Genomic DNA, 21,802 nt, shown 5'->3' with positions numbered 1-21,802 from the left:
AGCGGGGGACCAAGCGGTGCGAGCAAACTGTTGCCCCACGGATCTCATCGCTCGACGATCCGCGCGCCCGCGGCGTCGATCCGACAGACCTCGGGGTCGTAGCCCGCGTCGGAGAGGCCGGTGCCGAGCGCGAAGACGGTGCGGCCGAGCATCGCCATCGCCGCCTCGCCGCCGACCGCGTCGACGGCGTCGACCGCTTCCGCGACCTCGGGAACGAGGAGGTCCGCCTCCCGGGCGAACGCGCGGGCCTCGCCCATCATCGTCGTGAGCCGCGGATCCGCGCGGAGACGGTCGAGCCCGTCCTCGCCGGCGGCGGAGAGGGCCGCCGTGTCCCCGCCCAACACCTCCTCGGTCGACAGCTCGCCGAACGTGACGTACTCGACGCGCGCGGTCGCCGGGATCCCGTCGAGCTCACCGATCCCCGGCGCGCCGGGCTCTACCCGGATCGGGACCCCGCCGCGCGCCTGCGCGACCACGTCGCCGAGGCCGGTGCCGCGACCCACCTCCGCCTCGTGGGCGATCCGGACCAGCTCGTTCTCGGACCGGCCGCGGTCGAGGGCGTCGTTCGCGGCGAGCGCGGCCCCGAGCGCCGCGGCGCCCGAGACGCCGAAGCCGGCGCCGATCGGGAGGTCCGTCTCGACGGCGACGTCGACGCCGGACGCCCCCAGTTCCGCGAGCGCGTCGTCGACCGCGCCGATCGTCCCCGGCTCGCCGTCGATCGTCCGACGGGGCGACGAGCGGTCGCCCCTCGCCGACACCCGGACCGTCACCCCGTCGGTGAGCGTCACCCCGGCGCCGCGCGAGCCGGCGGCCGCGGGACGCTCGGCCGGGTGCGCGCTGAAGAAGGCGGTGACGTGACCGGGAACGAACGCGGTCGCCCGCTGCCTGCTCATGGCGCGTCGGACGGGTGGCCGTCGATTAACGGTTGTTATCCGCGGCGACGCCGACACCGCAGGCCTAAATACCGCCCGGCCAAACCGGCGGAGTATGCGAGACCAGTTCCGTCCCCTGCTCGCCGCGCTGCTGGCGATGGCGCTGCCGGGCCTCGGCCATCTCACCCTGCGCCGGTGGGGGCGGGCGCTGCTGTGGCACCTGACCATCGTCGGCGGCGGCGTGGCGCTGTTCGCCCTCTACGACGTGCCCGTCGAGTCGTCGGTTTCGGTGACGGAGGCGGCCGAGACGGCCGCCGCGCTCCCGACGGACGTGACCCTCCCGATCGCCGTCCTGTACGGTCTCTCCGCGGTCGACGCCTACCTCGTCGGGCGCGCCGACGTCGCCGAGCGGCAACGGGCCGACGCGACCGCCGAGGCGATCCGGCGCCGCGCCGCGAGCGACGACGGCGAGACGACCGGAGATCTCGGCGGCGCGAGCGCCTCGACCGGGGCCGTCGCCGAGAGCGCCCCCGGACCGTCGGAGGTCGAGTGCCCGTACTGCGGCAAGGAGACCGACGCCGACCTCGACTTCTGTCACTGGTGTACCGAGCCCCTCCCGTGGGCCGACGCCGAGTGACTTCGAGGAGGCGAGCGCGTCGCAGCCCGCGAGTTCGGCCGCGGTAGTTTCTCACACCTGATAACTGCGTGGCAACTATCATATAGCCGGCCCGTGAGCGTCCCGGTACGGACGCGAACGACGGACGGAACATGAGTCTGAATCCACGGCAATACGACGTGCGGGAGCTGCGCCGGATCGCGGACGCACCGCGGGACGGCGCCGACGGAGCGCCTCGGGAGCGGTCGCTTCGTCAGCCGAACCGGAACCGAGCGGAGCAGGCCGCCCGCTCGGCCGCGTTCACCGAGCTGCTCCAGCGTCAGCGGGGGCTGCGGCTCTCCGGCGACGGGGACCGATCCGACGCCGGCGATCGGCCGTACCTGACGGCGATCCCGGCGTCCCCGGAGGCGGAACACGAGATCGGCGAGTGGCTCGGCTACCTCGTCGACGTGGGCGGCCACGTGCGGAGCCGGGACGCGTTAGCGTACTACGCCGAGCTCGGCTGGGTCGACGACGACGCGGTCGCGGCCCTCCGGCGCCGGTTGGAGGGGTTCGACGCCCCGCGGTACGACCGGCCATTCACCCCCGCCGACCACCGGATCAGCCTCGTCTCCATCGTCCGGATCGCTTCGTGTGCGAGTGAATCATGAGCGACGACGACGAATCCACGGACATCAACGGTACAGACGGCCCGGAAGCGGTCGGCGTGAAACTCGGCAGCACCCGGACGGTGCTCGACCTCCCCGACGGGCGGGGCGGTCGCGAGCGACACTCGACGCTGACGTGTCTGGCGACCTACGAGGACGCCATCACGGGCGAGGAGAAGGTCCTGTTCGGCCACGAGGCCGCGATCGAGTACCCCGACACGGTGCGCTTTATGCTCCGCTCGGGGCTCCCGGAGGACGACGAGAGCGTCGCCGACGCGGAGCGCTTCTTCGAGGCGCTCGTGGACGCCCACGACGTGCCCGAGGACAGCGCGGTCGTCTACGCGGTCCCCACCATCGACAACGAGGCGGGCGTGAACAACCTCAAGTCGGTGATCGAGGGCTCCTCGATCGGAGGGGTCGAGACGCGGAGCTACCCCGAGTCGCTGTGCGGGGCGATCCCCGCCTACGGCGACGACCTGTCCGCCATCGACGAGGTGTTCGTCTCCGTCAACATGGGGTCCACGACGCTGGAGGCGTGCGCCTACCGACGCGGCGAGCAGCTCTCGCCGTTCTCGACCGGCTCGGTGACGGGCAACGAGGTCGACCGCCGGATCGTCGCCGCCGTCGAGGAGGAGAGCCAGGGTCGCGTCCACATCGACCGGACGACCGCCCGGGAGTACAAGGAGGAACACGCCGACGTGTACGACTTCGAGCCGTTCACGGACGTGATCCAACAGCCCGGCGGCGGGAGCCACGAGTTCACCGTCGACCGCGGCGTGCGCGAGCCCGTCGACCGGTACATCGACGAGGCGGTCGACGTCGTCGCCAACGAGTTCCTCCCGGAGCTCGCGAACGACCACATGAAGCCGTACCAGCTCGCCTTGGGCCGCCCCGTCGCGGCGACCGGCGGCATGGCCTGCATCCCCGGCCTCACCGAGGAGTTCGAGAAGCGGCTCTCCGCCGAGCTCGACCGCGACGTCGAGGTCGTCTCCCCCGACGACCCCGCGACCGCCGCCGCGGAGGGCGCCGGTCGGATCGCCGAGCGCCTGATCTGAGCGGCCGGCCTGTTTTCTGTATATTTATCGAAATTATCTTCCTCGTAGCGGTGACGTACCCCGTCAACGATGACTGTTTCTTGATCGGCTACGGGAGTGAGTGTTGCAGATCGGTGGCGGCGAGAGAGTATTTAAATGAGAATGACCAGCAGTGACGATCGCTTATAAAGAACATGCGGTGGCGTCGCCGGCGGCAGAGCCGCCGGCTGCAAGAGGCGCGTTGCGTCTCCCTGCGTGCCTCCGAGCGCCCACTGGGCGCGAGGAGCACGCGCGAGGTCGTCGGGCGAAGCCCGACTGCCAGAGGGACCTTCGGTCCCTCGCTGGACGCGGCGAACGCGAGCGGCGAAGCCGCAAGTCGTGAGCCGCGAGGCTGGGGAGGTGTGAGGCGCGGTTGCGGTGCGGGATTGGGCGGGACTCAAAGGGGCAGCCGCGCTCGGCGAACCCCAGCGACGTAAGCACCGCAGGAACGAGCACCGCGAGTGACGAGGAGCGCAGCGAGCTGTGGGAGTCGAGCGCGGCTGGGGCTTTGCAGGCCTTCACCGCAACACTACCGATCGCTTATAAACAGCCGACAGCACCCTAACAGTTCGACTTATAAACAACTACCTCACAAACGTGCGAGACGTACTCCCGTCGTCAATTAATCGGCTATTCCGGACGAGAGGATGTCTGGTGGAGATACAACGAAGCAACGCGGGCTAACGACGCAGTTTCGAACGCTTTCGAGTCAGATCGGAAACACGGCGACGGCAACAGCGAGCCGGCGGGGTCGAAACGCGGAGCAGGCACTACGACGAAAAACGGGCAGAGGGTGAAAACGGAGTCGGAAGCGGAACCGGAGCGGTCGCGGTCAGTTCGCGGCGTCGGCGTCGGCGTCAGAGCCGAGCGCGTCGCGGAGCTGACGGCTCGCCGGGATGAACACCCAGAACGTGAGCGCACCGAGGATCATCACCCAGAAGGACGCGTCGCCGAGGACCAGCCCGATCTCGCCGTAGGCCGTGTTGACCCCCTCGGCCGGGTTGACGAGCTGGACGATTTCGTAGTACGAGGGCGTCCGGTACCAGCCGCCGAAGGTGAGCCATCCGAGACCGCCGAGCGTGAAGAGGGTGAACCCCTTGATGAACTCGTCTGCCATTATCTCAGGTTTCGCTGGAATCGCCTTGAGGCTTTCCCATCCCCTGTCCACGGAACCGCGTCCCGAGAACGTACACCGCCGTTCCCGCGACGAGGAACCCGATACCGGTGATCGCGAGCGCCGCGACCAGCAGGTCGTCGGACGGGTAGAGGCCGGCGCTGTTGAGCAGGTAGACGATCGCCGTCCGGACGAAGCTGATCTGCAGCGTCGCCGCGTCGATCAGCGTGAATCCGATCAGGTACGCGATCACGGCGGCGAGCGTCGAGAAGACGGTGACGGCCTTGTACAGCCGAAACGGGACGACGATCTCCCGACCGTCTGAGCCGACGCGCGGCCCGGTCGGTTCGTCTCGCGGGTCCCGTTCGGCGTCCTCGGCGTCCTTCGCGACGGGATCGCCCGTCTCGTCGTACGCCTGCGTGTCGTCGTTGTCGGGTGGTGGTGACATCGGTGACGGAGACCGCAAAATCGGGACGGTTCGACCCGTTACTTCGGGGGCCGCAGCATGTAGTACCGCCGGTTCAGGTCGTACATGTACCCTTCACGCATCGTCTTCAACACCGCGTAGGTGATGATACCCCCCAGCACCGGCAGGACGAACGTGAGGGTGATGAGCAGGTCGAGCGAGATCGGGAAGAAGTTCTGGATCGCGAGCGCCGCGAGCGTGAACGCCAGGATGACGCCCGTGACGCCGACGGCGGCCCAGAACGGCTGTTCGACGGGGCGGCGCGCGCTCCCCTTGTTGAGGAACGGCACGAGCCCGATGACGCCGAAGACGATCCCGTGGGCGACGATGCCGAGCAGCTCGTTCGACATCACGATGTTGCCGCCGAGCACGGCCAGCTCAGGGTTGAGCGGATTGAGCTTCAGTAGGCCGAACGACCAGTAGAGGTACCAGTCGGGGAGGATGATCGCCGGCGTCGAGCCGGGGTTTGCGGGCTCGCCGAAGTGCGCCGGCATCAGCGCCGCGACGAGGATCATGATCCCGACGAAGAAACTCGTGATCGCGAGGTTCCGGAGCGTCTCGTGGGGCCACGTCGGGAAGCCGAGCACGTCGCGCTCGACGTACGTCGACTCCGCCCGGAGGTCCTCGTCCTCGCGGCGCGAGCGCTCGAAGTACTGGTAGGTGAGCTGTGCGAGCCCCTGCGAGCGCTCCTTGCGGTCAGACCAGGTGGGCGTCTCGTCGTCCGGCGGCACGGTGGCCGGCGGACCGCCGTCCGTGCGCGCTTCCGCGTCGGTTCCTCCGTCCGTCATGGGGGTGTCGTCGTCGGTCATTGGATTAGTGCGGCTCCGCGATGCCCTGCACCCAGACGATGCCGACGTGGAGGGCGATGAGCCCCGTTACCACGAACGGCAGCACGAACACGTGCAGGATGTACATTCTCACGAGCGTCGCCTGTCCGAGCGTGAAGCCGCCGAACAGGAGCTGTGCCGCCCACTCGCCCACGAGGGGCGTCGCGAGCGCCATCTCGACGCCGATCTGTGCGGCCCAGAAGGACAGCTGCTTCCACGGGAGCACGTATCCGGAGAACCCGAACAAAAGCGTCAGGCCGATGAGGACGATCCCGAGGATCCAGTTGACCTCGCGGGGCTCCTTGTAAGAGCCGGTGAAGTAGACGCGAAGCATGTGCAGGAACACCGCCGCCACCATGAACTGGGCGGCCCAGCGGTGGATGGAGCGGAGCATGTACCCGAACTGCACGTCCGTCATGATCATCACGAGGGAGTCGTACGCGGCCGTCGGGTCGCCCTGCGCGGCGGCGCCGGCGGTCGACGGGGCGTAGTAGAAGCCCAGCAGCGCGCCGGAGACCGCGGCGACGAGGTACGCGACGATCGACAGGGAGCCGAGCGAGTACAGGGGGTACCAGTACCAGAACTTGTTGTCGAGGTCGTACTGTTCGGTGTGGCTCTTCGGCATCTGGAGGTTCGCGCGGTAGTACATCGTCTCCAGCAGTTCGAGGTAGTCGACGATGCGGAGCCGCTTGTCGAGCCAGATGAGCGTAGTCAGGAAGGCGGTCTCGATGACCGTCAGGTCCTGCTTTTTGAGCCACGCGTTGTGGTCCATCTCGTCTTGTTTTTTGAGGCTCATTGTGTGTTACTTCTTGTAGTACGGGTAGACGGCCCGCTTGAGCGTCTCGGTCAGGTTCCCGGTGTCGACGCCGACGCCGTCTTTCTCCTCTTCGCGGACGTAGAGGTCCTCCCACTTGCGGCGGCGCTTCTTCACGATCATCACGTCGGGCAGGAACTCCTTGCGGTACAACAGGAGGATGAAGGCCAGATCGATGAAGATCATCGCCAGCAGCGCGCCGGTGAACATGTTCCCGAACTCCGTCGAGGCCCAGGCGGACATGAGCCCGTAGACGAACAGGGAGACGAACACGACCTCGATGACGGTGAGGAGCACGATCGCGATCGCGGCGGCGGTGCTCTCGCGTGCGGGCTCGTACCGGTGGATGTCGCCGTACGAGGAGCCGCCGGAGCTCATTGGTTCCCTCCGTGGCCGGTGTGTGCCGACTCACCGTACTTCAGCAGGTAGAACGTGAACACGAAGGTCAGCGCGATCCCGAGTATCGCCGCGATGCCGACCCAGTGGGCGTGCAGCGGGACGCCGACGTGGGCGATGTTCTCCGGCCATCCGGTGTTCCCGCCGGTCTCGACGGTGGGAACGTCCTCGCCGACGGCGATGCCGGCGTGCATCCCGACCGCGTCGTGGGGAACGCAGTGGTAGTGGGTGATACCGGCGTCCTCCTCGGTCACCTCGTACTCGTAGGTGTACCCCTCCTCGCCGACCGGGTCGCCGCTGTCGAGGGCGGCCTCGCCCTCCACCGTGACGACGTTGTGGTCGCCCCCGGCCCCGGTCCACTCGAACGTGATCGTCGTGCCGGTGTCGACCCACAGCTGGGTCGGTGCGAACGCGAGCCCGTCGCTGCCGGCCCCGACCTCGACGGTGACCTCGCTCTCGCCGCGGGCGTCCTGGTACTCTCCGAGGTTCCCGTCGGAGACCCCGCTCGGCCAGTCCGGTTCCGCCTCCTGTGCGGCGGCCGTTCCGGTCGCCCCGGCCGAGGCCGCGACCGCGGCGCTGGCGCCGCCGGCCGTCCGCACAAATTCCCGCCTTTTCATACAGTCTCACTCGGGACGGGGTGCGCTTAAACCCACCGACTGAACCCGTCGACGGGGAGGGCTTTACAAGGCCTGTAGCCGTCGATATCGGCGATTCACTCCTCGCGCTCGTCCTCGTTCACGACCCCGCCTTCGACGGGGACGAAGTCGGGGCGCTCCTTGGCCTGGCGGAGGGCCCGCAGGCGGTCGCGGTACTCCTCCGAACGGAACCGATCGGAGAGGCGCGCGTTCGCGACCATGACGAATAACAGTAGGCCGATGACGAGGAACACGATCCCCACCGCCGGCGCGACGATGGTGTTCAGGTCGGCGACCAGCGAGGCGACGAGCAGCGCCGCGCCGGCGAGCACCTGCACGACCGCGATCACCTGTACCATCAGGTTGCCGAACTCGCCCGAGCCCTCGGGGACGGTGTCGGGATGCGGGAGCGACCAGTCGTCCGGTGGTTCGGGCACGTCGTACGACTCCATCGCCGCCAGCGCGACGATCGGCTCGATGTCGCGGAGCACGGTCCCCTGACCGCTCACCTCGCCCGACGGTCGGACGATCGCGTACCCCTCGTCCGAGTACACGAGGATCCGCTCCTCGCCGTCCTCGCGGACGCGCTCTAACACGCCGAACACCTCCCGCCGCGCGATCCGGGACTTCAGCTCCGCCTCGGCGCGATCGAGCAGCCGGTCGCCGGTGATCCACGACTCGGGATCGAACGCGGCGTCCCACTCCTCGGCGCTCATCCGGGCCATGTCCGAGGGGCCGAACTCGTCGAAGTCGTACTCCGCTTCGACCCGTTCGCGGAGCGCGGCGAGGTCGTCCGCGTCGTCGTCGGCGTCGAGACCATCGGACGCGTCGGCGGGAGCGTCGCCCTCGGACTCGTCCGGCGTCCGGTCCGGCCGCGACACCGGATCCGGTTCCGTCGAGGTGTCCTCCATTGCCCGGCGATACGTGCTCCGGACGCTAACGGTTTTCGTCTACGGGCTGGCGGATCGGGGCTCGGGGGAACCGGACCGCGACGGTCCGAGCGATCGGCGCGGGAACGTCCCGACCGCGGAGCCGCGGATCGCGGGGCTTTACGCGCCGGAGATCCAACCGCTGGTAATGGTCGACGAGTCGGTTATCGCTGCGGCGGCCGGGCTGTCGGTGACGGCGAGCCTCCCGTTCCTGCTGTACGGGGCGTGGATCATGATCGACACCGAGACCGTGACGTGGACCGTGCTCATGCGCCACCTGCGGTACATCGCCGTCGGGCTGGTGCTCACGACCGTCCCGATCGTCGGGTGGATGATCCCGCGGCTCTTCCTCCATCTCTCCGGGATCGCCGTGATCCACGCGTTCCTGGGGGTGCAGGCGTACGCGCTGCTGGCGTTCGCGCTCACCGGGATCGTCCGCATCCTCCAGGCGAAGCGCAACGCCGACGCCTACGAGGACCCCGACGTCGACATCGACGAGATCCACGAGGACATGGGCCACTGGCGGGCGCGGCTCCGGGCGGGCGTGGCCGGGTTCATGCTCCTCTGGCTGTGCGCGTGGGTGACCGGACTCTACCGGCTCTACGCGCTTCACATCGCGCCGATGTTCTGACGGGCGTTCCCCGATGGACGTCCGGCTCCCGGGCAGGCTCGGAACCCGGCATCGACCGCACCGACCGACAGGTTCAATCCCGTTTTCGCCGTAGTTCCGATACTGTGGCAGTCACCTTCGACCTGTTCGGGACCCTCGTCGACGTCGAGTACCCGTCCGACCCCGCGGAGATCGTCGCCCGCGAGCTGGAGTCGCGCGGCGTTGAGGTGCCGGACGACTGGCACGTCGCGTACGGCGAGCGACACGTCGACGCCCCGACGGGCGCCGAGGTTCCCCTCCCCGCCCACGTGGCGCACGCGCTCGAATCCCGCGGCGTGGAGGCCGCGGACAACGTCGTCCGGCACGCCGTCGTCGCGGCGTTCGACCCGGACGTGACGCGACGCGACGGCGCGCTGGAGGCCGTCCGCGACGTCGGCGAGCGCGGACCGGTCGGCCTCCTCTCGGACTGCGCGGTGCCGGAGCTGGTGCCCAAGACGCTGATCCGAGCCGGCCTCCGCGGGGAGTTCGACGCGGTCACGACGAGCGTCGGCTGCGGCTGGCGGAAGCCCCACCCGAAGGCGTTCGAGGCGGCGGCCGAGGCGCTCGGCGTCGCCCCGGCGTCGCTGGTCCACGTCGGCGACGACTCCCAGACCGACGGCGGCGTCGAAGACGTCGGCGGCCGGTTCGTCGACGTGACGGAGACCCCGCTCGACGAGCTGGCGGCCCACCTCGAAGCGGAGCCGTGAACCGCGCGGCGTCCCGCCGGAACGCCTACTCGCCGGTCGTCTCCCCGTCGATGCGAGCCGCCCACTCCCGACCGATCCGACCCTCCGCGAGCAGCTTTTCGAGGTGCGCGACGACCGTCGCCCGCGCGAGGTCCGCGACGCCGGTCAGGTCCTTCTCGTAGGCGGCGTCGACCGCGCCCTCCACGTCGCTCGCGCCGGCCTCGACCGCGTCGAGGACCGCCCGCTCGCGGTCCAGCCGGTGGTCGATCAGGCGCCGACAGACGGCCTCCGGGTCGTCGATCGCCGGACCGTGTCCGGGATGCAGTCGGTCGTACCGCGCCTCGCGGACCCGTTCGAGGCTGTCCAGGTACTCGCGGAGATCGCCGTCGGGGGCGCCGACGACGACGCTCCCCTCGGCGACGGCGAGGTCGCCGCAGAGGAGTGCGCGTCCACCGCCTTCCCGCTCGTCGTCTCGCGCGCCCCCTCCCGCCACCGCGAACGCGACGTGGTCCGAGGCGTGCCCCGACGTCTCGACCGCGCGGACGGTGGTGTCGCCGACGCGGTCGCCGTCGCGGTACGTCCCGTCCGGTTCGAGGCCGGTCGCCGCGACGAACCGATCGACGTGGGCCGCGTGCGCGAACACGGGCGCACCGGTCAGGTCGGCGTACTCGGCGACCGCCCCGACGTGGTCCGGATGCGTGTGAGTGACGGCGATCGCGTCTATCGCGGTCCCTCCCGTTTCGTCATCGCCCGTTTCGTCGTCGCCCGTTTCGTCATCGCCCGCCCCGCCCACGCCGACCGCCGCGTCGAGCGCGCCCGTCCGGGCCGCGGGGTCGACGAGGAGACCGGCCGCGAGGTACGCGTTCGTCGTCCCGCCGGGCGCGCGGGTGTCGACCGGGATCTCGACGCGCTCGATCGGCGAGTCCGGATCCGGCGCCGCCATCGGCTCAGTCCCCGCGGCCGACGGAGGAGCCGTCGCGCCGGTCGAGCAGCGAGCGCGCGGCGGGCCCGGGACCGGACCCGGCGCGGTCGCGGCCCGGGATCGGAACGTCCGTGTCGTCGGCGACGGCGAACCGCGAGAGGTCGGCGACGCCGGAGTCGACCTCGTCGATCGAGCCGTACGGCCGCCCCACCACGACGTCTCCCGCCTTGCTCCGGTTGATGCCGGGAATCGCGGTCAGCTCGTCCATCGACGCCGCGTTGACGTCGAGGGGGTACGGGACGCCCGTGACGGAGCGGTAGCCGTGGTCCGTGATCGCCACGTCGATCGCGGTGCCGAGCTCGCGCTCGCCGGGGACGGCGACGAGGAGCGCGTACGTGCCGAGCTGGCGCCCGAACGTCTTGCCGTCCTGGTGGTACTCCAAGTGCACGTCGGGGAGGACCGTCCCCGGCGGGACGACGCGGTCGAGCATGGGGTTGTCGACCGTCTCGCGCACCTCCTTCTTGTACGCCTGGAACTGGTCTTTGTGCTCCTGTGCGATGTCGGCGCCCGTCTCGGCCATCTCCGTGCCCGCGAACGCCATCACCTGCCGGATGTTGATCCGGCGGAGCATCAGCCCCTCGTCGTAGACGGTCTGGAGGAACTCCTTGTTGTGCTCGTAGGTCTCCGGACGCTCGCCCGCGAGCCCGTGGACGAGGTTGATCCCCGGGAGGAGCTTCGGGAGCCGCGGCGAGGCGTCGGGGCCGGTCGAGGGACCGGTCACCCGGTCGTCGTCGCCGGGCGTCGTCTCCGGCGCGTCGCCCGGCCGCCAGCCGCCCTCCTCGTTGACGACGCGGACGGCTTCCAGACACTCCTCGGCGGTGACGAGCAGGTTGTTCTCTTCTTGGACGACCGGGTCCGCCGACTCGAGTCCGAACGCCGCGGTGTCGCCGGGCGTGTTGTGCTCGGCGATCACGCGGATCGCCTCGCGCGAGGCCTCCGGGTAGTCCGTGATCGTCACCGGGTTCATGTTGTCGAGGTGGAGCGTCCGGAGGTCGGGGGCGACCTCACGGATCCCGCCGTACAGCTCCCGGAGCGCGTCGGGATTCGGTGCTTCGCCGTCGCCGCCGAACGCGAGGATGTCGGCCTGCCGGCCGAGCCGGAAGTGTTTGACTCCCCGGTCGGAGAGCGCGTCGACCTCGTCGACGACCGACCGCGCCTCGCGGAACGCCGGGCTGCCGTAGAGCGGCTCCGTGCAGAAGGAACACCGGTAGGCGCAGCCGCGAGAGGTCTCCATCTCGCAGATGAGGTAGTCGGGGTGGTTCGGATGTTGCTCGACGACGAACGCCCCCTTCTCGGCCCACCGGTCGATCTCGGCGTTGTCGCGCATCCGGTTGCCGAACCCCTCTAACCCCTCGCTGACGAGGTCGTACGCGGCCGCCTCCACGTCGCCCATGGCGACGAAGTCGTAGTCGAGGTCGTCGCGCTCGGTCTCGGTCGCGCCCGCGTTCTCGTCGCCGACCCCGAACCGCACGGGGCCGCCCAGCAGGGTGACGCCGTCGGCGGTCCACCCCAGCTCGCGCACCTCGTCCGGCTCGGCGGGGGTGCCGCCGACGTACTTCCCGGGGACCGTCATCCCGCCGACGTACACCATGAGGTCCGCGTTCGCGACGTCGGCGTGCTTGCTCCGGTCGTCGCGGAGCTCGTCGATAGTGTGGTAGGTGACCTGCGACTCGGGGACGCCCGCGTCGACGAGCGCGCCGGCCGTGTACCGCGGATACGTCGAGATGTACGGCGGCACGCCGAAGTGGGCCGGCTCGTCGACGTAGCCGTCGACGACGGTGACGGAGAGGTCGTTCGGGTCGGGCGGGAGCGAGCCCCGGCCCGACGCGGGCGAATCGGTCATGTTACCCACCGTAGTCGGCCGAGACGGGAAAAGCGTGCGGAACGCGAGGGCGGAACGCACAGCCCGGAACGCGGCGGGGAATCGCTTATATCGGACCGCCCGGGATCGAGACTCATGCCCTCCGAGACGGTTTCGACCCGACTGCGCGTCGTGCAGTACGTCGTGATCGCCGGCGTCTGCCTCTTCGCCGCGGGACAGTTCTACGCCGCCGAACCGCGCCCGTGGGGAGTCGCGACCGCGTGGGCGGCCGGGACCGCCCTCGTCTTCGGACCGATCGCGTGGCTAGCGCGGGACCGGGTTCCGAGCGACCGCCGCGAGACGCTGGCGTACGTCGCCGCTGGCGCGGGGATCCTCCTCGCGTCCGTCTGGCTCGGCGTGTCGCTCGCGCTCGCCCCGGCGCTTTTCCCGTACGGTCCGGGCGTCTGGGCGGGGGTCGCGCTCGGGATCCTCGTCACGTTGCTCGCCGAGCGAACCGTCGTCCCCAAGCGGCTTCGCGGACCTGGGGTCTGATCGCCACGGCGGCCACACCGCCACGACGGGCACGCTCCGCGCGCCTCGACCGCCGCCGCCACGCCGTTTAAGCCCTCGCCGACACAACACGTCGGTATATGCCATCGACGATGGAGGTCAAATGCGAGAGCGACGACTGCGAGCTCGACATGTTCGAGAACCACTACACCTACGACGTGCCCGACGACCACGCGGTCGAGGACCTGTCGTGCCCGTACTGCGGCGGGAGCGACCTCGCCGAGATCGAGGTGTAGCCCGTGAGCGAACTCGTCGAGGCCGGGCGGTCGATCGTCCGCCGCGCGCTCGAACGCCTCGGCCGCGGGTGGAGCAAGATGCAGGAGCGCCGCCCGCTCTCGTACGACCTCTTGGAGAGCGACGACGCGTACCTCGTCGTCTTCGACGCCCCGGGCGTCCGCGGCGAGGACCTGAACGTGACGTTCCTCGATCACACCGTCGAGGTCCAGCTCGACCGGTTCCGCGACTTCTACGACGGCTACGAGATGCTGTTCCCGGGTCGCGGCGTCTCGCTCTCGGGCAGCGCCGAGCTCCCCCCCGACGCGAACGTGACGCCGCGGGGCGCGAACGCGACGCTCACGCGGAACGGCACCCTTCAGGTCGAGATCCCGAAGAAGGACGACGGACGCGACGTGGAAGTGGTAGAGGAGGACGACGAGGCGGACTTCGACGCGGCCGACGACGCCTGAGACGACTCCTCACTCCCTCGCCCGACTCTCCACCGACATCCCCTCCGCGATCTCGAACTCCTCGCCCCCGTCGAACCGATCGGGATCGAACGCGTCGATCCACGGCGACTCCGAGTCCCCCGCCCCGGTCCCGTCGAGCGACGCGAGCACCCCCTCGGCGACGTGCTCGCCGATCGCCGGTGCGCGCATGAACCCGTGGCCCTGCCAGCCGGCGGCGACGAACACGCGGTCTGCGGGGTCGCCGACCGGCCCGACGAGGGGGTCGCCGTCGGGGGTGGCCGTGCAGAGCCCGGCCCACGCGCGCTCCACGTCGAGACCCTCTACCGCAGCCTCGCCGAGCCGCTCGCGGAGCGTCGCCGAGACCGACTCCACGAACCAGTCGTCGCCCGTGCGGTCGTAGTCGTCCGGGTCGGCCGGGACCGGCTCCGTGCCGTCGCCGGCGAGTAACCCGGTCGGGTGCGGTCGGAAATACGCGCCCGCGGTCGCGTCGTACACCATCGGTCCGTCGTAGCTCCTCGCCCCGCCGCCGACCCCCGCCGTCAGCGCCTGCACGCGGTAGGGGACCACCGGGACCTCGCGCCCCGCGTCGCCGAGGAACGCCGAGGTGTGCGCGCCGACGGCGACGACGACCGCGTCGAACTCTCGGCGGGTCCCGGATCGGCCCGTACCCGCGTTTCCGACCCGCAGGCCGGGGCCCTCGCCCGCGAGCGAGACGGGGGTGTCGGTCTCGACGGTGACACCCTCGCGGCGCGCGCGCTCGCCCGTCGCGGCGACGTAGCTCGCGGGGTCACACCAGCCGGCGCCGTCGGCCACCGCGGCGACCGCGAGGTCGTCGGTCGCGAGGGGGAACCGCTCGCCGAGCGCCGCGGGATCGACGAGCGAGACGTCGCGGTCGTGTCCGCGCATCCGGTCGACCATCGCCGGCACGGCCTCGGCGTCCGGGTCGCCCCCGCGGACGGCGATGACGTAGGGGCACGGCGTAACGGAGAACCCGGGGAGCGTGTCGTCGAACGCCCGGAATCGTTCCATCGCGCGGGCGGCGAGCGCGGCGTCGACGTCCTCGGCGTAGGCGTCGTACAGCACGCCCGCCGCGCGCCCGGAGCTACCGGCACCGAGGTCGCCGCGGTCGTACAGCGTCACGTCGGCGCCGCGGGCCGCGAGGTCGGCGGCCGCGGTGACGCCGACGGCGCCGCCGCCGACGACCGCGACTTCGGGAGGCGGGGAGCCTCGATCCGCGGGTACGTCTCGGTCCGTCGACGCGTCGGAGCGGCCCATGCGCTCGCCTGTCACCGATACGCCTTAAAAACGAGGGCGGGCGCCTCCGAGGGCCGACGGGCCCGTTGAAACCCTCGGTAGCGAGCACAGCCGGGTCCGGCTGCGATCAGTACAGACACGCGGCGGGAGATTAGGGGAGTGGGTATCGCAGATCGGTGTTCGCGCATCGGTATTTAAAAGAACTGTGAGCGACGGCAATGATCGCTTATAACCCGTCCACCTACTCCACCTCCCGCGTCAGCTGCTTGCGATACGGCTCGAACCCCTGTTTCTCGTAGAACGCCATCGCCCGCTCGTTGTCGACGTCGACGTCGAGCCGGAGCTCGCCGCAGTCCGCCTCGCGGGCATCGATCACGGCGCGCTCCATCAGCCGGCTCGCGATCCCGGTCCCGCGGTACGGCTCGCTGACGTAGATGTCGCCGACCACGAGCCGATCGGGCCGGTCGAACACGGTGGGACACTCGTCGACGCTCGTCGAGACGAACGCTACGAGACCGCGGTCGGAGCCGGGTGCACCGGGAGCCGCGGGATTCCCGGGGTCGAGGCGCTCGGGGTCGAAGTCCTCGCGGTCGACACCGTCCCCGTTGACCCCGGCGTCGACCGCGACGACCCAGAGGCGACGGTCCGCGTCCTCGCGGAGCAGGTCGAGCCGGAACCGGGTCTCCGCCGCGATCAGCTCCTCGTCGGGTCGGTCCGCCAGCGCGTGCGTCGCCACGTTCGCTTCGAGATCGCGGTGGTAGGGGAGCCACAGCTCCGCCGCGTAGCGACGGAGGGCCTCCTCGTCGGCCGACAGGCGTCGGATCTCCATACGGCGGCCACCGGAGCCGGCGGCATACGCTTTCGGGTCGCGTGCGGGTCGGTCGCAGCTCCCGATATACGGGAGACGAAAGCTTGAAACGCCGCTCGCTCGACGTCACGAACATGGAACTGCGGGTCATCGAGAAGACCGACACGGAACTCCGCATCGAGATCGCCGGCGAGGACCACACGTTCATGAACGTGTTGAAGGGCGTCCTGCTGGAGACCGACGACGTCGCGGCCGCGACCTACGACATGAACCCCGAACAGTCCGGCGGTCAGACGGAGCCGGTGCTAACGGTGAAATCGGAGTCCGGCGACCCGCTCGACGTGCTCGCCGACGCCGCCGAGTCGATCACCGAACGCACGGACGCGCTGCGCGACGCCGTGAAGGCGGCCTGAGCCGGTCCAAACGCGGATCGACGGGAGTTCTCGACCGGTTTTTCACACGCTTTCGACTTCCCGCGAGCCGCTCGGCCGGGATACGAGGGGCATACCTAAGTGCCGACTCCCAAAACGGGGAGGTATGCCGCCGAGCGTACTCATGCTGGGATGGGGGTACCCGCCGAACATCACCGGCGGGCTCGACGTCCACGTCGGCGAACTGTTCTCGGGGCTCCGCGACGACTTCGGGGTGGAGGCCACCCTCGTGTTGCCCGCGGAGTTCGCGCCGGACGACGAGCCGGGGATCGAGCCCGTCGAGACCGGCGAGGGGGACGTCGCCGCCCGCGTCGACCGGCTCAGCGACCGGTTCGCCGAGCTCGCTCCAGACCACGACGTGATCCACACGCACGACTGGTTCGGGTACGGGCCCGGTCGACAGGCCGCCCGCGCGTCGGACGCGACGTGGGTGTCGTCGTTCCACTCGCTGGCGAGCGACCGCAACATCGACCCGCCGACCCGCGAGGTCGAGACCGAGCGCCGCCTCGCGAACGCCGCGGACACCAACATCGCGGTCAGCGAGCTCGTCCGCGAGGACATCCGGGAGCTGTACGACGCCGACTCGCGGGTCGTGTACAACGGTTTCTCGACGCCGACGTTCTCCGGGAAGGACGTCCGCGAGGACCTCGGAATCGACGGGGAGATGCTGTTTTTCGTCGGTCGACACACCGATCAGAAGGGGATCTCGCACCTGCTGTACGCGATGCGGAAGCTCCACCGTCCGGGCGTGACCCTCGTCGTCGGCGGGTCGGGTCACCAGACCGACCAGCTGAAGCGATTCACCGAGCTGCTCGGGATCGAGGACCGCGTCGAGTTCGTCGGCTACGTCCCGGAGGCGGAGCTCGGCGACTACTACGCCGCCGCCGACGCGTTCGTCTCGCCCTCGTACGCGGAGCCGTTCGGGATCACGATCACCGAGGCGCTGGAGTCCGGGACGCAGGTCGTCGCCACCCGGTCGGGCGTCGCGGAGGTGCTCCCCGACGACTGCCTGGTCGAGGTCGAGGTCGACTCGGAGTCGATCGTCGAGGGGATCACGGTCGCGCTCGACCGCGAGGGTCCCCCGGAGTACGAGCGCCGCGAGTGGTCGGACGTCACCGAGGACACGCTGGCCGTGTACGAAGACGTGGCGTAAAACGCGCGGACGCCGCCGTCCCCCTCGACTCGCTTCTCTCGCCGCCGCCGACTCGTCGTCGCTGCTACTCGCTCTTGCCCTCCTCCTCCCGCTACTCCTCGCCGTCGCCGTTGTCGTTGTCGTCGTCACCGTCGCCGTCGTCGTCACCGTCGCCGTCGTCGTCGCCGCGGTACACGTTGAACTCGGTGGCCGTCTCCGGGTGGGTGACCCGGAACCCGTCCGCGGTCTCGATCACGCCGCGGGTGCTCCCCGATCCCCCGCCGTACGGGCTCTCCTCGCCGTCGATTCCGCTCCCGCCCTGATACGGCGAGGTGTACGGCGAGCTCGACATCGGCTCGTCGAAGCTCTCCGGTGGGAGGTAGATCCGCTCGCCGCTCGCGGAGCGAACGACGACGGCGACGTCGCGGGTCCCGGTCACGTCGATGACGGTCCGCTCCCCCGTGACGCGCGCGTCGATGTCGATCTCGTCCATGCCCCACGTTGCGGACGGGGGCGGTTTAGCCCTACCGGCCGTCGCGCGGGATGGCCTCGCAGGAGACGGCTCCGTGGGGATCGGCCGAGCGGGAGACGACCTCGCGGAGGTCAGCCGCGCGAGGGGTGGTGAACCCTTTTGTGCGGTCGCGTCGAACCTCGACCCGATGGACGTCAACAGCCATGCCGAGGAACTCGCCTCCGACCTCGGCGTCGACAAAGAGGAGGTCAAAGCCGACCTGCAGAACTTACTGGAGTACAGCGTCCCGATCGACGAGGCCAAACAGAGCGTCCGCCGGAAACACGGGGGCGGAGGCGGCGGCTCGACGCCGACGCCCGATTCGGTCGACGTGGGCGAGATCACCACCGACCACGACGGCGTGACGGTCACCGTCCGCGTGCTCACGCAGGGGACGCGGACGATCCGGTACCAGGGCGACGACCTCACGATCCGCGAGGGGGAGGTCGCCGACGAGACCGGCGTCATCTCCTACACCGCGTGGCAGGACTTCGGGTTCGAGCCGGGCGACTCCCTGACGATCGGCAACGCCGGCGTCCGGGAGTGGGAGGGCGCGCCGGAGCTCAACCTCAACGACTCGACCACCGTCGCCATCGCCGACGAGGAGGTCGAAGTCGACCACGAGGTCGGCGGCGACCGGAGCCTCGTCGACATCGACGCGGGCGACCGCGGCCGTAACGTGGAGGTCCGCGTGCTGGAGGTCGACGAGAAGACGATCTCCGGACGCGACGGCGAGACGGAGATCCTGGAGGGCGTCGTCGGCGACGCCACCGCGAAGCTTCCCTTCACCGACTGGCAGCCCCGGTCGGAGCTGAAGCCGGGCGCCGACCTCCGGATCGAGGACGTGTACGTCCGGGAGTTCCGCGGGGTCCCGTCGATCAACCTCACCGAGTTCTCGACGGTGACGCCCCTCCCCGACCCCGTGGAGGTCGCGGAGGACGCGCCCCGCCTGTCGGTCGCCGAGGCGGTCGGCTCCGGCGGGATGTTCGACGTGGAGGTCGTCGGGAACGTCTTAGAGATCCGGGACGGCTCCGGGCTCATCGAGCGCTGTCCGGAGTGCGGCCGCGTGGTCCAGAACGGTCAGTGCCGGAGCCACGGCGACGTGGACGGCGAGGACGACCTGCGCGTGAAGGCGATCGTCGACGACGGCACCGACACCGTCACCGTCGTCTTGGACGACGAGCTCACCGCCGAGGTGTACGGCGGCGGGCTCGAGGACGCCCTCGACGCCGCGAAGGACGCGATGGACAAGGAGGTCGTCGCCGAGGCGATCGCCGACTCGCTGGTCGGGCGCGCGTACCGCGTCCGCGGGAACCTCTCGGTCGACGACTACGGCGCCAACCTCGACGCGAGCGAGTTCGAACTCGCGGACGACGACCCGGCCGACCACGCCCGCGCCGCGCTCGCGGAGGTGGGCGAATGAGCGACGACGGGCCGGGCGCCCGCGAGGTCGCCCACCGGCTGTTCGCCGCCGAGTTCGACGACGCCTCCCTCTCGTACTCCGAGAGCGACGAGGAGCGCGCCCCGAACTACGTGGTTACCCCCACGGGGGCCCGCGTGAACCGGCTGTTCGTCGCCGGCGTGCTCACCGAGATCGAGCGCGTGAACGACGAGACGCGCCGCGGGCGCGTCGTCGACCCCTCCGGCGCGTTCGTCACCTACGCCGGGCAGTACCAGCCGGAGGCGCAGACGTTCTTGGAGCGCGCCGACCCGCCGTCGTTCGTCGCGCTCACGGGGAAGGCGCGCACCTTCGAGCCGGAGGACTCCGACCGCGTGTTCACCTCGGTCCGGCCCGAGAGCCTCAACGCGGTCGACGCCGACACCCGCGACCGGTGGGTCGTCTCCGCCGCGGAGGCCACCCTCGACCGGCTCGCGGTCTTCGAGAAGGCGCTCGGCTCCGACCTCCGCGGCGAGGAGCTCCGCGCGGCCCTCGAATCGGGCGGCGCGCCCGCGTCGCTGGCGGCGGGAATCCCGAAGGCGATCGCTCACTACGACACCTCGCCCGCCTACGTCGAGGCGCTCCGGCGGCTCGCGATCGACGCCTTAGAGCTGATCGCCGGCGACCGAGACGAGGTGCGCGCGCTCGAAATCGCGCCCGACGAGGGCGGCGAGGTCGCCGTCGGCGCGCTTCCGGAGACGGACGTGACGATCGAGACGCCGGCGGAGCCGGTCGGCGACGAAGGGACGGAAGAATCGGAACCCGAGCCGGTCGCCTCCGAATCGGACGAGGCTGCCTCCGAGTCCGAGCCGGAACCCGCGGCGACAGGCGACGAAACGGCCGAAACGGCTGAAGTCACCGAGACGGACGATTCCGGATCGGCCGACGCCGACTCGACCGATACCGACTCGATCGGTTCCGAGCCTGCCGACGTCGCCGACACTGCCGACACCGCCGACACCGTCGACGCCGCGGCCGCCGACACCGATCCCTCCGAGACCGAGTCGGAATCCGCCGGCTCCGAGTCGGAACCCGATCCTGCCACCGAGCTCGACGACGAGAGCGACGGTCTCGGCGACTTCGACGCCGGGACGGACGACGTCGGGACGGACGACACCGAGGCCGACGAATCCGGCGGAGACGACGGCGATGCCGACCTCGACGAACCGCCGACCGAGCCCGCGTCCGACGAGATGTACGAGCTCGACGAGGAGGAGCGCGAGGAGATCGAGTCCGAGTTCGGCACCGACTTCTCCACCGGGAGCGAGGTCGACGACCCCGGTGAGGCCGACATCGACGTGCCGGAGCCCGAGGAGATCGACGAGCCCTCGGCCGAGGAGGGCACCGCGGAGTCCGCGGAGGCCGACGCGGCCGCTGATGCGACCGCGGCGGAACCGGACGCTCAGGAGCCGGACGCGACCGACGCGGACCCGGAGAGCGCGGATCCAGCCGGCGACGACGGCGAGGCGGCCGACGATCTCGACCTCGAAGTCGCGGTCATCGACGCGATGGGCGAGCTCGACGACGGCGACGGCGCCGACCGCGAGGCCGTCGTGGAGGCGGTCGTCGACGACCACGGCGTCGGCGCCGACGCGGTCGAGGACGCGATCCAGGACGCGCTGATGAGCGGGAAGTGCTACGAGCCCGGCGACGGCGTGCTCAAGCCGATCTGATGGCGCCCGCCGCGTCGCCCGCCGTCGAACCGGTGGTCGGCGAGCCCGCGGCCGTGGCCGACCTCGGGAGCGAGCGCGCGCTCCTGGTCGCCGACGTGCACGCCGGTATCGAGGTCGGGCTCCGGTACGAGCGCGGCGTCGAGCTCGACAGCCGCGCCGACGAGCGACGGGAGCGGCTCTGCGCCCTGATCGCGGAGACCGACGCCGACCGTGTGGTGGTCCTCGGTGACCTCGCGCACCGGATCGCGGCGCCGGAGGGCGACGAGCGCGAGGAGCTCGTCGAGCTGATCCGGACGGTCACGGACCGCGTCCCGATAACGCTCGTCGAGGGGAACCACGACGCCGGCGTCGCCGAGGCGTTCGTCGCCGACCTCGACGTGATCGGGGCGGGCGGGGACGTGCTCGGAGATAGCGTCGGCGTCGTCCACGGCCACACGTGGCCCGACCCCGCGCTCCTCGACGCCGACGTGGTCTGTATGGGTCACGAGCACCCCCAAGTGCGACTGGAGGACGCGGTCGGCGGCTCGCGGGTCGAGCGCGCGTGGCTGCGCGGGACGCTCGATCCGGGAGCGTTCGTCGAGGAGGACGGAAACGAGCGCGACCGCTCCGACCCGCCCGAACTCGTCGTCTTCCCCGCGTTCAACGAGCGCTCCGGCGGGACGTGGGTCAACGTCGACGGCCAGTCGTTCCTCGCGCCGTTCCTCCCCGACGCGCTCCCGGCCGGCGACGCGTACCTGCTCGACGGGACGCGGCTCGGGGACTACCGGCGGGTGTGAACCGACGAAAAGCCGA

General features: G+C 70.5%; 26 protein-coding genes and 1 pseudogene. 13 read left to right on the top strand and 14 right to left on the bottom strand.

Annotated elements, in window-relative coordinates; genetic code table 11:
• Positions 1-44: 44 nt before the first annotated feature.
• Positions 45-893 carry a pantoate kinase gene (locus EDM04_RS14045; RefSeq protein ID WP_123623187.1) on the bottom strand — a complete coding sequence of 283 codons (849 nt, stop codon included), beginning with the start codon at positions 891-893 and terminating at the stop codon, positions 45-47.
• Positions 894-987: 94 nt separating this feature from the next.
• Here EDM04_RS14045 and EDM04_RS14040 point away from each other — a divergent pair, with 94 nt between their 5' ends.
• From EDM04_RS14040 to EDM04_RS14030, 3 genes are all read left to right on the top strand, one after another.
• Complete coding sequence (locus EDM04_RS14040) at positions 988-1,509, top strand: zinc ribbon domain-containing protein (RefSeq protein WP_123623185.1); 522 nt, start codon at positions 988-990, stop codon at positions 1,507-1,509.
• Between the two features lie 131 nt (positions 1,510-1,640).
• Entirely contained in the window at positions 1,641-2,138 is a 498-nt protein-coding gene (locus tag EDM04_RS14035) for a FlaD/FlaE family flagellar protein (RefSeq protein WP_123623183.1), read from the top strand.
• Entirely contained in the window at positions 2,135-3,190 is a 1,056-nt protein-coding gene (locus EDM04_RS14030) for a hypothetical protein (protein WP_123623181.1), read from the top strand. The genes EDM04_RS14035 and EDM04_RS14030 overlap by 4 nt, the downstream gene beginning before the upstream one ends.
• Before the next feature lie 850 nt (positions 3,191-4,040).
• Here the strand turns inward: EDM04_RS14030 and EDM04_RS14020 are convergent.
• The 7 genes from EDM04_RS14020 to EDM04_RS13990 all read right to left on the bottom strand — a co-directional run bounded on the left by EDM04_RS14020 (position 4,041) and on the right by EDM04_RS13990 (position 8,371).
• Complete coding sequence (locus EDM04_RS14020) at positions 4,041-4,325, bottom strand: hypothetical protein (RefSeq protein WP_123623179.1); 285 nt, start codon at positions 4,323-4,325, stop codon at positions 4,041-4,043.
• Between the two features lie 4 nt (positions 4,326-4,329).
• A complete protein-coding gene (locus tag EDM04_RS14015; protein ID WP_123623177.1) occupies positions 4,330-4,770 on the bottom strand; it encodes a hypothetical protein in 441 nt (146 codons plus the stop codon).
• A 38-nt stretch (positions 4,771-4,808) separates the two neighbouring features.
• Positions 4,809-5,597, bottom strand: coding sequence for a cytochrome bc complex cytochrome b subunit (locus EDM04_RS14010; protein WP_123623175.1), 789 nt, complete (start codon positions 5,595-5,597; stop codon positions 4,809-4,811).
• A gap of 4 nt (positions 5,598-5,601) precedes the next feature.
• Positions 5,602-6,411 carry a cytochrome bc complex cytochrome b subunit gene (locus EDM04_RS14005; RefSeq protein ID WP_123623173.1) on the bottom strand — a complete coding sequence of 270 codons (810 nt, stop codon included), beginning with the start codon at positions 6,409-6,411 and terminating at the stop codon, positions 5,602-5,604.
• 6 nt (positions 6,412-6,417) lie between these two features.
• A complete protein-coding gene (locus tag EDM04_RS14000; protein ID WP_123623171.1) occupies positions 6,418-6,807 on the bottom strand; it encodes a hypothetical protein in 390 nt (129 codons plus the stop codon).
• Complete coding sequence (locus EDM04_RS13995; protein ID WP_123623170.1) at positions 6,804-7,442, bottom strand: halocyanin domain-containing protein; 639 nt, start codon at positions 7,440-7,442, stop codon at positions 6,804-6,806. The genes EDM04_RS14000 and EDM04_RS13995 overlap by 4 nt, the downstream gene beginning before the upstream one ends.
• Positions 7,443-7,537: 95 nt before the next feature.
• The gene (locus EDM04_RS13990; protein ID WP_123623167.1) at positions 7,538-8,371 is read right to left on the bottom strand and encodes a hypothetical protein; all 834 of its coding nucleotides are present in this window, start codon (positions 8,369-8,371) and stop codon (positions 7,538-7,540) included.
• A gap of 166 nt (positions 8,372-8,537) precedes the next feature.
• Between EDM04_RS13990 and EDM04_RS13985 the strand changes: the two genes are divergently transcribed.
• The gene (locus EDM04_RS13985) at positions 8,538-9,020 is read left to right on the top strand and encodes a hypothetical protein (RefSeq protein ID WP_123623165.1); all 483 of its coding nucleotides are present in this window, start codon (positions 8,538-8,540) and stop codon (positions 9,018-9,020) included.
• Positions 9,021-9,124: 104 nt separating this feature from the next.
• Positions 9,125-9,745 carry an HAD family hydrolase gene (locus tag EDM04_RS13980; RefSeq protein ID WP_123623164.1) on the top strand — a complete coding sequence of 207 codons (621 nt, stop codon included), beginning with the start codon at positions 9,125-9,127 and terminating at the stop codon, positions 9,743-9,745.
• Positions 9,746-9,770: 25 nt separating this feature from the next.
• On the opposite strand, the gene EDM04_RS13975 is transcribed toward EDM04_RS13980, so the two are convergent.
• Together EDM04_RS13975 and EDM04_RS13970 are read right to left on the bottom strand one after the other, a co-directional pair.
• Positions 9,771-10,667 (bottom strand): MBL fold metallo-hydrolase, encoded by an 897-nt coding sequence (locus EDM04_RS13975; RefSeq protein ID WP_123623162.1) that lies wholly within the window; start codon positions 10,665-10,667, stop codon positions 9,771-9,773.
• Positions 10,668-10,671: 4 nt separating this feature from the next.
• Complete coding sequence (locus tag EDM04_RS13970) at positions 10,672-12,549, bottom strand: radical SAM protein (protein ID WP_123623160.1); 1,878 nt, start codon at positions 12,547-12,549, stop codon at positions 10,672-10,674.
• Between the two features lie 114 nt (positions 12,550-12,663).
• On the opposite strand from EDM04_RS13970, the gene EDM04_RS13965 reads away from it, so the two are divergent.
• The 3 genes from EDM04_RS13965 (at position 12,664) to EDM04_RS13960 (ending at position 13,763) form a co-directional block, all read left to right on the top strand.
• Positions 12,664-13,059 (top strand): hypothetical protein, encoded by a 396-nt coding sequence (locus EDM04_RS13965; protein ID WP_123623158.1) that lies wholly within the window; start codon positions 12,664-12,666, stop codon positions 13,057-13,059.
• A gap of 98 nt (positions 13,060-13,157) precedes the next feature.
• Complete coding sequence (locus EDM04_RS18615) at positions 13,158-13,313, top strand: hypothetical protein (RefSeq protein WP_008004573.1); 156 nt, start codon at positions 13,158-13,160, stop codon at positions 13,311-13,313.
• Positions 13,314-13,316: 3 nt separating this feature from the next.
• Positions 13,317-13,763, top strand: coding sequence for an Hsp20/alpha crystallin family protein (locus EDM04_RS13960; RefSeq protein ID WP_123623156.1), 447 nt, complete (start codon positions 13,317-13,319; stop codon positions 13,761-13,763).
• Positions 13,764-13,772: 9 nt separating this feature from the next.
• Here the strand turns inward: EDM04_RS13960 and EDM04_RS13955 are convergent, their stop codons facing one another.
• Positions 13,773-15,038 (bottom strand): FAD-binding oxidoreductase, encoded by a 1,266-nt coding sequence (locus EDM04_RS13955; protein ID WP_123623154.1) that lies wholly within the window; start codon positions 15,036-15,038, stop codon positions 13,773-13,775.
• Positions 15,039-15,258: 220 nt separating this feature from the next.
• Positions 15,259-15,846 carry an N-acetyltransferase gene (locus EDM04_RS13950; RefSeq protein ID WP_123623152.1) on the bottom strand — a complete coding sequence of 196 codons (588 nt, stop codon included), beginning with the start codon at positions 15,844-15,846 and terminating at the stop codon, positions 15,259-15,261.
• Between the two features lie 113 nt (positions 15,847-15,959).
• Here EDM04_RS13950 and EDM04_RS13945 point away from each other — a divergent pair, with 113 nt between their 5' ends.
• Both EDM04_RS13945 and EDM04_RS13940 read left to right on the top strand, forming a co-directional pair.
• Positions 15,960-16,238 (top strand): DNA-directed RNA polymerase subunit L, encoded by a 279-nt coding sequence (locus EDM04_RS13945; protein ID WP_123623150.1) that lies wholly within the window; start codon positions 15,960-15,962, stop codon positions 16,236-16,238.
• A 142-nt stretch (positions 16,239-16,380) separates the two neighbouring features.
• Positions 16,381-17,409 carry a glycosyltransferase family 4 protein gene (locus EDM04_RS13940; protein ID WP_123623352.1) on the top strand — a complete coding sequence of 343 codons (1,029 nt, stop codon included), beginning with the start codon at positions 16,381-16,383 and terminating at the stop codon, positions 17,407-17,409.
• A gap of 154 nt (positions 17,410-17,563) precedes the next feature.
• On the opposite strand, the pseudogene EDM04_RS13935 reads toward EDM04_RS13940, so the two are convergent.
• A pseudogene (locus EDM04_RS13935) lies at positions 17,564-17,881 on the bottom strand (hypothetical protein); the annotation flags it as partial.
• A 31-nt stretch (positions 17,882-17,912) separates the two neighbouring features.
• On the bottom strand, positions 17,913-18,065 hold the full coding sequence (locus EDM04_RS18610) for a hypothetical protein (protein ID WP_164471141.1): 153 nt from the start codon (positions 18,063-18,065) through the stop codon (positions 17,913-17,915).
• Between EDM04_RS18610 and EDM04_RS13930 the strand changes: the two genes are divergently transcribed.
• The 3 genes from EDM04_RS13930 to EDM04_RS13920 are packed head-to-tail and all read left to right on the top strand — an operon-like array spanning position 18,048 to position 21,786.
• Positions 18,048-19,322 carry a Single-stranded DNA binding protein gene (locus EDM04_RS13930; RefSeq protein WP_123623147.1) on the top strand — a complete coding sequence of 425 codons (1,275 nt, stop codon included), beginning with the start codon at positions 18,048-18,050 and terminating at the stop codon, positions 19,320-19,322. The genes EDM04_RS18610 and EDM04_RS13930 overlap by 18 nt on opposite strands.
• Positions 19,319-21,010 (top strand): hypothetical protein, encoded by a 1,692-nt coding sequence (locus EDM04_RS13925; protein WP_123623145.1) that lies wholly within the window; start codon positions 19,319-19,321, stop codon positions 21,008-21,010. The genes EDM04_RS13930 and EDM04_RS13925 overlap by 4 nt, the downstream gene beginning before the upstream one ends.
• Positions 21,010-21,786 carry a metallophosphoesterase gene (locus tag EDM04_RS13920; RefSeq protein WP_123623143.1) on the top strand — a complete coding sequence of 259 codons (777 nt, stop codon included), beginning with the start codon at positions 21,010-21,012 and terminating at the stop codon, positions 21,784-21,786. The genes EDM04_RS13925 and EDM04_RS13920 overlap by 1 nt, the downstream gene beginning before the upstream one ends.
• Positions 21,787-21,802 lie beyond the last annotated feature (16 nt).

It is taken from the genome of Halorubrum sp. CSM-61 (assembly GCF_003781945.1).
Classification (GTDB): Archaea; Halobacteriota; Halobacteria; order Halobacteriales; family Haloferacaceae; genus Halorubrum.
Note: the sequence above shows the minus strand (reverse complement) of the source record. Positions and strands in the feature narration are given on the sequence as shown.

Coding starts and splice junctions, on each gene's coding strand:
- EDM04_RS13955 (WP_123623154.1), bottom strand. CDS start 15,038: ATGGGCCGCTCCGACGCGTCGACGGACCGAGACGTACCCGCGGATCGA.
- EDM04_RS14020 (WP_123623179.1), bottom strand. CDS start 4,325: ATGGCAGACGAGTTCATCAAGGGGTTCACCCTCTTCACGCTCGGCGGT.
- EDM04_RS18610 (WP_164471141.1), bottom strand. CDS start 18,065: ATGGCTGTTGACGTCCATCGGGTCGAGGTTCGACGCGACCGCACAAAA.
- EDM04_RS13975 (WP_123623162.1), bottom strand. CDS start 10,667: ATGGCGGCGCCGGATCCGGACTCGCCGATCGAGCGCGTCGAGATCCCG.
- EDM04_RS14040 (WP_123623185.1), top strand. CDS start 988: ATGCGAGACCAGTTCCGTCCCCTGCTCGCCGCGCTGCTGGCGATGGCG.
- EDM04_RS14015 (WP_123623177.1), bottom strand. CDS start 4,770: ATGTCACCACCACCCGACAACGACGACACGCAGGCGTACGACGAGACG.
- EDM04_RS13985 (WP_123623165.1), top strand. CDS start 8,538: ATGGTCGACGAGTCGGTTATCGCTGCGGCGGCCGGGCTGTCGGTGACG.
- EDM04_RS13995 (WP_123623170.1), bottom strand. CDS start 7,442: ATGAAAAGGCGGGAATTTGTGCGGACGGCCGGCGGCGCCAGCGCCGCG.
- EDM04_RS13945 (WP_123623150.1), top strand. CDS start 15,960: ATGGAACTGCGGGTCATCGAGAAGACCGACACGGAACTCCGCATCGAG.
- EDM04_RS13925 (WP_123623145.1), top strand. CDS start 19,319: ATGAGCGACGACGGGCCGGGCGCCCGCGAGGTCGCCCACCGGCTGTTC.
- EDM04_RS13950 (WP_123623152.1), bottom strand. CDS start 15,846: ATGGAGATCCGACGCCTGTCGGCCGACGAGGAGGCCCTCCGTCGCTAC.
- EDM04_RS13990 (WP_123623167.1), bottom strand. CDS start 8,371: ATGGAGGACACCTCGACGGAACCGGATCCGGTGTCGCGGCCGGACCGG.
- EDM04_RS14035 (WP_123623183.1), top strand. CDS start 1,641: ATGAGTCTGAATCCACGGCAATACGACGTGCGGGAGCTGCGCCGGATC.
- EDM04_RS13970 (WP_123623160.1), bottom strand. CDS start 12,549: ATGACCGATTCGCCCGCGTCGGGCCGGGGCTCGCTCCCGCCCGACCCG.
- EDM04_RS14000 (WP_123623171.1), bottom strand. CDS start 6,807: ATGAGCTCCGGCGGCTCCTCGTACGGCGACATCCACCGGTACGAGCCC.
- EDM04_RS14030 (WP_123623181.1), top strand. CDS start 2,135: ATGAGCGACGACGACGAATCCACGGACATCAACGGTACAGACGGCCCG.
- EDM04_RS13930 (WP_123623147.1), top strand. CDS start 18,048: ATGGACGTCAACAGCCATGCCGAGGAACTCGCCTCCGACCTCGGCGTC.
- EDM04_RS14045 (WP_123623187.1), bottom strand. CDS start 893: ATGAGCAGGCAGCGGGCGACCGCGTTCGTTCCCGGTCACGTCACCGCC.
- EDM04_RS13940 (WP_123623352.1), top strand. CDS start 16,381: ATGCTGGGATGGGGGTACCCGCCGAACATCACCGGCGGGCTCGACGTC.
- EDM04_RS13965 (WP_123623158.1), top strand. CDS start 12,664: ATGCCCTCCGAGACGGTTTCGACCCGACTGCGCGTCGTGCAGTACGTC.
- EDM04_RS14005 (WP_123623173.1), bottom strand. CDS start 6,411: ATGAGCCTCAAAAAACAAGACGAGATGGACCACAACGCGTGGCTCAAA.
- EDM04_RS13920 (WP_123623143.1), top strand. CDS start 21,010: ATGGCGCCCGCCGCGTCGCCCGCCGTCGAACCGGTGGTCGGCGAGCCC.
- EDM04_RS14010 (WP_123623175.1), bottom strand. CDS start 5,597: ATGACCGACGACGACACCCCCATGACGGACGGAGGAACCGACGCGGAA.
- EDM04_RS18615 (WP_008004573.1), top strand. CDS start 13,158: ATGCCATCGACGATGGAGGTCAAATGCGAGAGCGACGACTGCGAGCTC.